Source organism: Sphingobium sp. CCH11-B1, from assembly GCF_001556865.1.
Classification (GTDB): Bacteria; Pseudomonadota; Alphaproteobacteria; order Sphingomonadales; family Sphingomonadaceae; genus Sphingobium.
In genome coordinates, this window is sequence record NZ_LSJY01000067.1 from 1 (window position 1) to 7,727 (window position 7,727).

The 7,727-nt window shown below is 58.8% G+C and carries 7 protein-coding genes; 1 reads left to right on the forward strand and 6 read right to left on the reverse strand.

Translation table 11 applies throughout. The annotated features are described in order from the left end of the window. The 6 genes from AX724_RS07060 to AX724_RS07080 all read right to left on the reverse strand — a co-directional run. Nucleotides 1-1,399, reverse strand: a 1,399-nt coding sequence (locus AX724_RS07060) for a tetratricopeptide repeat protein (RefSeq protein WP_156448016.1), incomplete at its 3' end; no start/stop codon positions are given. 60 nt (nucleotides 1,400-1,459) lie between these two features. After that, nucleotides 1,460-2,440, reverse strand: coding sequence for a phytanoyl-CoA dioxygenase family protein (locus tag AX724_RS07065; protein WP_066764809.1), 981 nt, complete (start codon nucleotides 2,438-2,440; stop codon nucleotides 1,460-1,462). Continuing rightward, on the reverse strand, nucleotides 2,437-3,189 hold the full coding sequence (locus AX724_RS07070; protein ID WP_269454122.1) for a DUF5672 family protein: 753 nt from the start codon (nucleotides 3,187-3,189) through the stop codon (nucleotides 2,437-2,439). Before AX724_RS07070 ends, AX724_RS07065 begins: the two co-directional genes overlap by 4 nt. A 28-nt stretch (nucleotides 3,190-3,217) precedes the next feature. Next, nucleotides 3,218-4,861, reverse strand: coding sequence for a glycosyltransferase family 2 protein (locus AX724_RS07075; RefSeq protein ID WP_066764810.1), 1,644 nt, complete (start codon nucleotides 4,859-4,861; stop codon nucleotides 3,218-3,220). Nucleotides 4,862-4,987: 126 nt separating this feature from the next. Next, nucleotides 4,988-5,164: a hypothetical protein gene (locus tag AX724_RS23300; RefSeq protein ID WP_156448017.1), complete on the reverse strand. Its 177-nt coding sequence runs from the start codon at nucleotides 5,162-5,164 to the stop codon at nucleotides 4,988-4,990. A gap of 154 nt (nucleotides 5,165-5,318) precedes the next feature. After that, entirely contained in the window at nucleotides 5,319-7,121 is a 1,803-nt protein-coding gene (locus tag AX724_RS07080; protein ID WP_331711430.1) for a capsular polysaccharide synthesis protein, read from the reverse strand. Between the two features lie 89 nt (nucleotides 7,122-7,210). Between AX724_RS07080 and AX724_RS07085 the strand changes: the two genes are divergently transcribed. Next, the gene (locus tag AX724_RS07085) at nucleotides 7,211-7,573 is read left to right on the forward strand and encodes a hypothetical protein (protein WP_066764815.1); all 363 of its coding nucleotides are present in this window, start codon (nucleotides 7,211-7,213) and stop codon (nucleotides 7,571-7,573) included. Nucleotides 7,574-7,727 lie beyond the last annotated feature (154 nt).

Consider the following 7,727-nt stretch of genomic DNA (forward strand, 5'->3'; position numbering starts at 1 on the left):
GTCCGTCCAATCTCCGCCAAGCATGCTCAAGCTTCACGATTTTTGCAACAGAGCCCTCAGGATCGCCACCAGTGGAAACGGGAAGATCGTCCAGTTCCTTATACAGCGCTTGGATTTCATCCAGCGTGTGGACCATCAGGGCATCCGCCGCTGCTCGTTCGGCAATTGTGGAGTTGGGTTCTGCCGTATCCCGATACAGCGCATGCGCCCGCGCGCTTTGATGATCGAATGCGAGCTGAACCACTTCGTGCAACTTTTGGCCATATTCCGCCTTCTGTCGCCAGAGCGGGTGGGCCCGGCGCAGAATGTCGAAGGCCTCGGGAAACGCCCTTTGTTCGGCATGGATCGTCGCTGCCTGGAGGAAGGCTCGCAACGGACCGCGGCCACCATCGGTCGCGGCGGTGTAAGCTTCCAGCGCCTTCCCGTTTTCCCCAAGTTCCCGGTAAGCGTCCCCAAGAAGCAGCAGAGTTTCCGCTTGCGGCGCTATTGCGACAGATCGCTTGAACATCACCACTGCCTTGTGCGTGTTGCCATGGACCAGAGCGCGACGGCCGATACTAGCCAGCAGCCAAGCCGTATCCTGTCCCATCAGATCGACATGGCGGATGATCTCGCCCGCAGACCGGTCATAAAGCGCGATCAGGGCTTGGGTTCGGGTGGTGGTGGAGGGCAGCCGCGATCTTCGCACAAACGCCTGCCAGTCGAAAGACAAGGGAAAAGGTAATCCGCCGAGATAGGATGCAAGGAAAATACGTTCATTAGGCGCAATGCCGGCGGTGAAGCCTTCGGTCAGCCAGTCCCGATACAAATCCGCGTCAGATTTTCGACCACGCCCCGACATCAGATTGTTTTCGCGTAAAAATTGCGCGTCAAAGGCATATTCGAAATTGATCGGCCATATTCGGTCAACGCCTTTCGCAAGGAAGAGATTTATTGCTTCCGCACGCGAACGAGGGATTTCCTCTATTTCATCGCCGCACCATGCCAGGAAATCGGATGTCAGAAATATGGATCGCCATTTTTCCTGATTGGTAAAAGTATTGCCCGACGTGGGATCATGCTCAAATTTGCATAATCGCCCTTCCTTGCGACCATGATTTAAATAATGGCGAAAGAAGTCTTCATCCTTGTTAAATCTTTCAGCCAAATCCTTATTGTAGAACTTGTAAGCATTTATGTCAAAGCTATTACGAAACTCATCGTTGGAAAGAGCATATTTCAGATATGCTGCCTCATTTGGGAGCACACCCTCCAATTTCCTATGTTTAATATAATGCCATAGAGCCTGCCCTTTGCTATGCGAACTTAAATTGTAGTGATTTATATAGAAATTCGCATTAAATCCCCTCGCAAAATTACTCACTATGAATTTATATGCAAATTTTCTAATAAATTTCAAAGTAAATATCCTTACAATTTACTTTAAATCAACGTGCAAATTAATTAATACGATAGATACTTATGTAATCCTGTTTGTATTGACGTTTAATTTGAACAAGCGTCTGAAAATTGATTTTTTTGACAATTTTTTACTGCGTGGCGGCAAGACAGGATTATTCATTGTCACTTCATCGCCTAGATACATATTAGCTCGCGGCTCTCCGTCGCTAATCGCTACAATGTTTCGCAAGGCCAATTGCCCAACAGCTTCGTCTGAAAACGCGGGCGTATAGTAGATGCAGTCATCGAAATAATAATGTGTCACCTGCGACCAGCGGGTCACGCGCGGGTCGTTCTGGCGGCTGCCGCCGTGCAGCAGGTTGGCGCACCAGATCAACGCCTGGCCCTTCTTCGCTAGGAACACTTCCTGGCTCGCCTCATTGGCTTCGCATATAGCGCGCCAGGCGGGGCCATAGGGATCCTGAGCAGAGCTCAAATCACTACCGAACCCACGTCGGCCGATCAGCATGTTAGTCATGATCGGCCAGCGGTGGGAGCCGGGATAGTAGAAAAGCGGGCCCGCGTCGGGGCCGACATCCTCCATCGCTAACCAGACACCGCACATGAAGCGTTCGGGCAGCGAGGAAAAATGGACCGAATCCGAATGTGCGTCCTGTTGCGTGCCGACAGGGAAGTTCAATGTCTGGAACGGGAACGCGGTGCGACCGTAAAGCCGGCTCAAAAGGCTTAAGACATGCTCATTAGCAGCGATGGCGCGCACGTCCTTGTCGAAACTCCAGGCATCCTGGACACGGCGCTCGCCTATCGTCTTGTCGCTAGTTGGGTCAGTGAAATCCACGCCATAGCAAGGGCCAAGGTTCTGCTTGATTCGCTCAATGCGCGCGTCAATCTCGGCGTCAGGGAAATCGAGCACGGCATAGCCATGTACATGCAGATCGCGCGCGATCCGCATCTCTTCCTTGCTCCAGCCTTGCGCATCGCAAAGTGCAGGAAAGAGAGGAGATTCGACCAGAGGCAGGCCGGGGAGCGGGTCAATCACGGCTTGTACCTCCTCATATGGTCGAAAAGCAGGCGCATGCGGCGGCCCAGGCCCTGTCGCCCCTGCCCCATATTTTTGAAAATCGTGGCAAAGTCACGTCGAATGGTGCTTTTGTCGTCGAGCGCGCGATAGATGTGCCAGAACGACTCTACGCCGACCGCGTGCGGCATATGCCAGACACCATGATAGCCAAAGGCCGCATCGATATCACCGGCGCGCTCGGCCGCGAACTGGTTAGCAAACGCGCTTGGGGCAAAGCGCATGCCTCTCCCCTCTAACCAAGTGCGATTCGTCCGGCCAATGGCGATATCTTCGGGGTGGGAGGGTGTGAAACCAGGCTCCCGGCAGTCTGCCATCAGGCGGCGGCTGCGTAGCGAAAAGCCGCCATTGCCGATATCATGGCCATCATGGAATTGTGGCCAAGTCGCGCCGATATAATCATAGTCGAGAAATTCCGTGCGCCACCGCGCGGCATCCAGCACATGCCCGTCCCATTGCGCGATCAGGCAATGCGATGTTTCGAGATAATCGACCATATGGCGTAGCAAAAAATCAGAATAGGCAGCTGCAGAAGAAAGGCGCGCGATCGGCACGATTTCGATTGCCCGATGATCGGGCACCACTTTGGCATCAGTGAACAGCTTGCAGGCGGCGAAATCTACCTGATCAAGGCTCACTTCAAGCGCCCGGATCGTCGCCGCAACATTGACCGAGGTTGCCGCGCACAATGTTACTTGGGGCAGTACCAATCGGGGCTTGGAAGCGGGTGCCAATGTCTTACAGTTCCAGCGTAAAACGCTCTGCTGCGCGGCTGAGCCGCGGGTGGTGAAAAGGATCCGTCAAGTTGTCGGTACGCCATAATCGCTGTAGTGCCGCTAGCTCTCCGGCAAAGCGCACCGCACCCACCGGATCGCGATCAAGACCGCGCGATACGGACTCGTGATGGATCAACGTCGCGCGCGGCTCATAGAGTGATTGCCAGCCGCGCTCGTTCAAGCGAAGGCATAGGTCGACATCGTTGAAAGCGACCGCGAAATCGCGGGCGTTAAGGCCACCTACGGCAAAAAATCTCTCACGCTGCACGACGAGGCAGGCAGCGGTAACGGCCGAGGTGAACTGCGGGAGGGCATGGCGATAGAAATAGCCCTCCTCTTGCGGAAGCAGAAAGCGGTGAGCATGGCCCGCCGCGTTGCCCATGCCAATAACAACGCCGGCATGCTGTATCCGGCCATCGGGATAGAGCAGCCGCGCCCCGACCGCACCTACATTGCGGCGTAGCGCCTGCACCACCATGGTCGTCAGCCAGTGTGGCTCTATGACCTCAATGTCATTGTTGAGCAGGCAGAGCAGTCTTCCGTTCGCGGCCTCTGCCGCGCGATTGTTGATCGCCGAAAAATTGAAAGCACCGGCATGGCGTAGCAACTGCACGCGCACCCCCGGTATCGTTTCGGGCAACCTATCGAGATAGGCGAGCGTTTCAGGGTCGTTGCTGTCATTGTCGACGACAATCAGCTCGATATCGGGATAGGCGGTGGCAGACACGCCCGCGAAGCAAGTACGCAGCAGATCGACGCGGTTGCGGGTCGGCACGATGACGCTGACCGGCGGCAGGTCGCGAGATGGCGCAGCAACTGCCGCGGGCACGGCGGGCGCGGGGCGCGAACGGCGATGGTGCAGCACTTCTCGGAGATGCATCGGCGTCCCCTGCCCCGCGGCGCGCGCCACCAATTGCCGCGCCCAATCCCGCCCCCTCGCTGTCGCCAGATCGTCTGCGTCGGCGCGCAGGATGCAGGCGCCGGTCAGATAATCAAAATGGCGGAACAATTCGCTGTTCCAATCCGGTTTGAAATGCGGCGAGACATAGTTGCCCCGTGGAGTGACCAAGTCGTCATCGGCATAGAACACCGATACATCCGCACCTGCCTCGGCTATGGCTTTGCGATAGGCGCTGCCCGTGCCGGCGGCGACACGGTCGCCCGCCGCAATCGGCATCAGCCATGGACGGGCGTTTCGGTCGGTCCTCGCGACGACCTCAGCGGGACCTTCGTGTCCGATGGTTAGCGCCGTGATCCCTTCATCCGCCAGGGCTTGCAGCGTGCCGGCCAGCCCGGTTTCGCCCTCAACCAGATCGACGAGCGCGATGATTAACGGGGTGCCGGCTTCATGCGACGCAGCGCATTCCCCCGCCCTTAGTCTTCCCGCGCGCGTCCGCTGCAACGCCCAGAGCGAATAAGCGTGCGGCGACGCGCCAAGCAGGGTCGCGAACTGGGCGCGCGATCGGACTCGCTTGCGCTTCAGCCGCCACCAGCAGGCGGTAAGATAGGCACGAGGGGCAATTCTGAAGGCCTCGACATGTACCCATGATAGCAGCGCTGCATAGGCCAGCTGCCCACCACATCTTTCTGTCCGGTTCGTTTCCATGACGTCGCCGCGTTAGCGATATTATGGGCGCGAGCAAAGAAAAAGCCGACAGGACGGGCCTTGGGGCGCGGCGCTTAGCTCTGCGCGGTCGGCCATCGGCGTCGTTAGCAGAAACCCGCCGTTATTTCATAGAAGCACACACTCGACCGCCCTTGAGCGACCAGCGCGTTCGTCGCCTTGATGACGAAGAGCGCCCCGAACCCGCGTACGCCGCACCGCGTCGAACAGGCCCGACAACTCGACCGCGCTGTTGCAGTTGATCGGGATCGCCACCACCCCGATGCCCAGCACATCGCCGCGCATCTACGCGCCACTTTGAGACGACGACTGACTGAGCCACGAGGTCGGCGGTGGAACGGTCCGGGTACGCAATCTCCGGTCGGTTGGCCTGTCACGAGCGGGGCGCAACGGCTTATCACGCGACTCTTTCGATTATCGACATGAGATGTAGACAGGTTCAGCCGACGACCATCTTGCGAGCGCCGGGCGGCAGGACCGAGGACGAGGCGAGCGGTCCCACCGCGCGCGCCCGCGCCAGTCCCATCAACCTTAGCGCCGCGCTCAGCCGGTCTATAAGCGCCAGTTTGATGGCGCCCACCTCCACCGGCACAGGCGACCAGTCTGTCAACGTCATCGCTTCCATCTCGCTCACATCACGGATCGGGATGAGCTTGGCCAGCGCCGAAAAACGCTCCATGTCCGATTGCCGTCCGGCGGGGCTGTCGGGTGGAAAGAACATGATGACCGGAATGCCCATGGCGATGGCGGGCAGCGCGCAGTGCAGCAGCGAGGTGACGATCAGCCCCGCTTCGTCGCGATAGCGGTCGAGTAGAGCTGTGGCGCGGTCCATGTTGCGCCAGAAGTCATGGTCACCGCTATAATGGAGCAGAGAGGTGAAGTCGCCGAGGGAGGGCGGCATCGCCTGAGCCAGGCGCTCATCCCGCGACACGACGAAGATGCGATGCTGCCCCTCACGCGCGATCCGGCGCGGCAGCGATAGGCTGAGGCAATTGGAAACGAAACAGTCGATCCCCTGCTCCGCCAGCAAATCGGCAGTATAATCGTCGCGGCAGCCGATCGGCTCATGGGCGCGATAATAGGCCAGGCTTTCGGGCGACAGCAGCGCCGGACTCTGGAACAGGCGGATGTGGAAGCCAAGGAAGATAGGCGCATAGGCGGGATGGGGCGGCCACCCATTGCCGCTTTTAAACCATCCGTTCATGACGATTGGCAGCGACTCGGGCGCGATGTCGGACGGAAGCCCCGCGAGCGGCGGCGGCTCGGCCAGCGCGGTGTCGCGGTCGACATGGAGGTCGGGCGCCAGCCCATAGCGCGCCAAGAGCCGCTGCGCCGCGATGATCTGGACATGATCGCCGAGATTTTCGGTGCCCACGCTGATTGCGGCAACCGGTCCTGTCGGAAGAACGGGTACCGACGGGACTGGAGGCGCGGTCTGGGCCGCGTCGGGCGCGCCGATCAGATGGTGCAGCAGGCAATCCACCGCCGCCTCGGCCTCGGGATAGCGATAGGTCAGCTTGAACAAAGGCAGCGACCAATCGACCAGATGCGTCGCTTCGGTCGCGGATGTCAGCATTCCCAGGTCTTGGATCTGGTGTGGCGGCATGGCCGAATGCCGCTGTGCCCGCCCCCATGTCGCCGCGACCTGCGGATCGTTCGCCAGCAACTGCCCAAAAAGATTGTGGACCCAGAAATAATCATCCGCTTCGGACCTGTCTGTCCAGTAATCAATCGCGGCTGCCAGCCATCGGGCAATGATCGGATCGTGCGGCACAGCCGCCAGAAACCAGGTCGCAAGCGGACGGTCGGGCCGGTGGAAGGCAAAGAAGCCTTCCCCCATGCATTCAGGCAGCCAGTCGTTGAGTGGGCGGTTGCAAAAGACGGTGGCATCGACCCAAACGCCGCCATATTCGTGCAGCAGCGACAGCCGCAGCAGATCCGACAGAGAGGCGGCCGTCACCGAACGCGAGCTAAGGTCGAAGTCGGCGAGCGCGGGCGCGTAATGGAGAGCACTGAAGGCATCGACTATGCGCACTTCCCAACCTGGATTGCGCTGCTCCCAACTATGCAGGCAACTACGCACCAGATGAGGCGCCGCATCCCTACCCTGAAACCAGCAACACCAGATGATCTCGCGCATTTCGGACATATCGGGCGTCTCCCGTGATATATTTGTTAATCCTGGTTGTGCGTAGACTACACCTCCGAAAAAGAAAGCAATATTATCGCTTTGATAGGTAATTTACGCAAGATTAACTATCATTTTCGGGATCAAACCTGATGATCGATTGTAGATGAACATCAGGAGTGGGAAGTGTGAAGGAGGATGACATGAATAATCTGTTTCGTACCTCTAACAAATTTGTCGCAATGACTCTGGGTGCCGCTGCCGTAGTCGGTGCAGCCAATGTGCCGACCGCTCAGGCGCAACTACTTCAGAATTCGCCGATCCGGGTGCAGATCGGCAATGGTCGCGCGCTGCTCGGCCCCAATGAACCGGTCGCGGGCATCGGCGTCAGCATCCTGTCGAGCGAAGTCGGGGCCGCCAACGATGCGGGCACCAGCGTCCGGCTGCTTGGCCCTAACAAAACGCTGGGCCTCTACACCACGCTCATCAAGACCAACTCGCCCAATGGCACAAATCTGCAACTCAGCTCGCCCGTCGAGGCTGTGACCGCGCCGCTCATCAAGTAAGTCGGATCGGAGCCGTTCGTCCCCGGACGGCTCCGTCCTACGCCCTGCGATAAGCCATGCTCCCTCCCCGGCTTCCGTGCCCGGACTGGCTGCGCATCGGCACCGTGCTGCTGGCATCGGTCACCGCGCCGGCCTTCGCTGCGTCGCCCCCGCC

Coding starts and splice junctions, on each gene's coding strand:
- AX724_RS07075 (WP_066764810.1), bottom strand. CDS start 4,861: ATGGAAACGAACCGGACAGAAAGATGTGGTGGGCAGCTGGCCTATGCA.
- AX724_RS23300 (WP_156448017.1), bottom strand. CDS start 5,164: ATGCGCGGCGATGTGCTGGGCATCGGGGTGGTGGCGATCCCGATCAAC.
- AX724_RS07085 (WP_066764815.1), top strand. CDS start 7,211: ATGAATAATCTGTTTCGTACCTCTAACAAATTTGTCGCAATGACTCTG.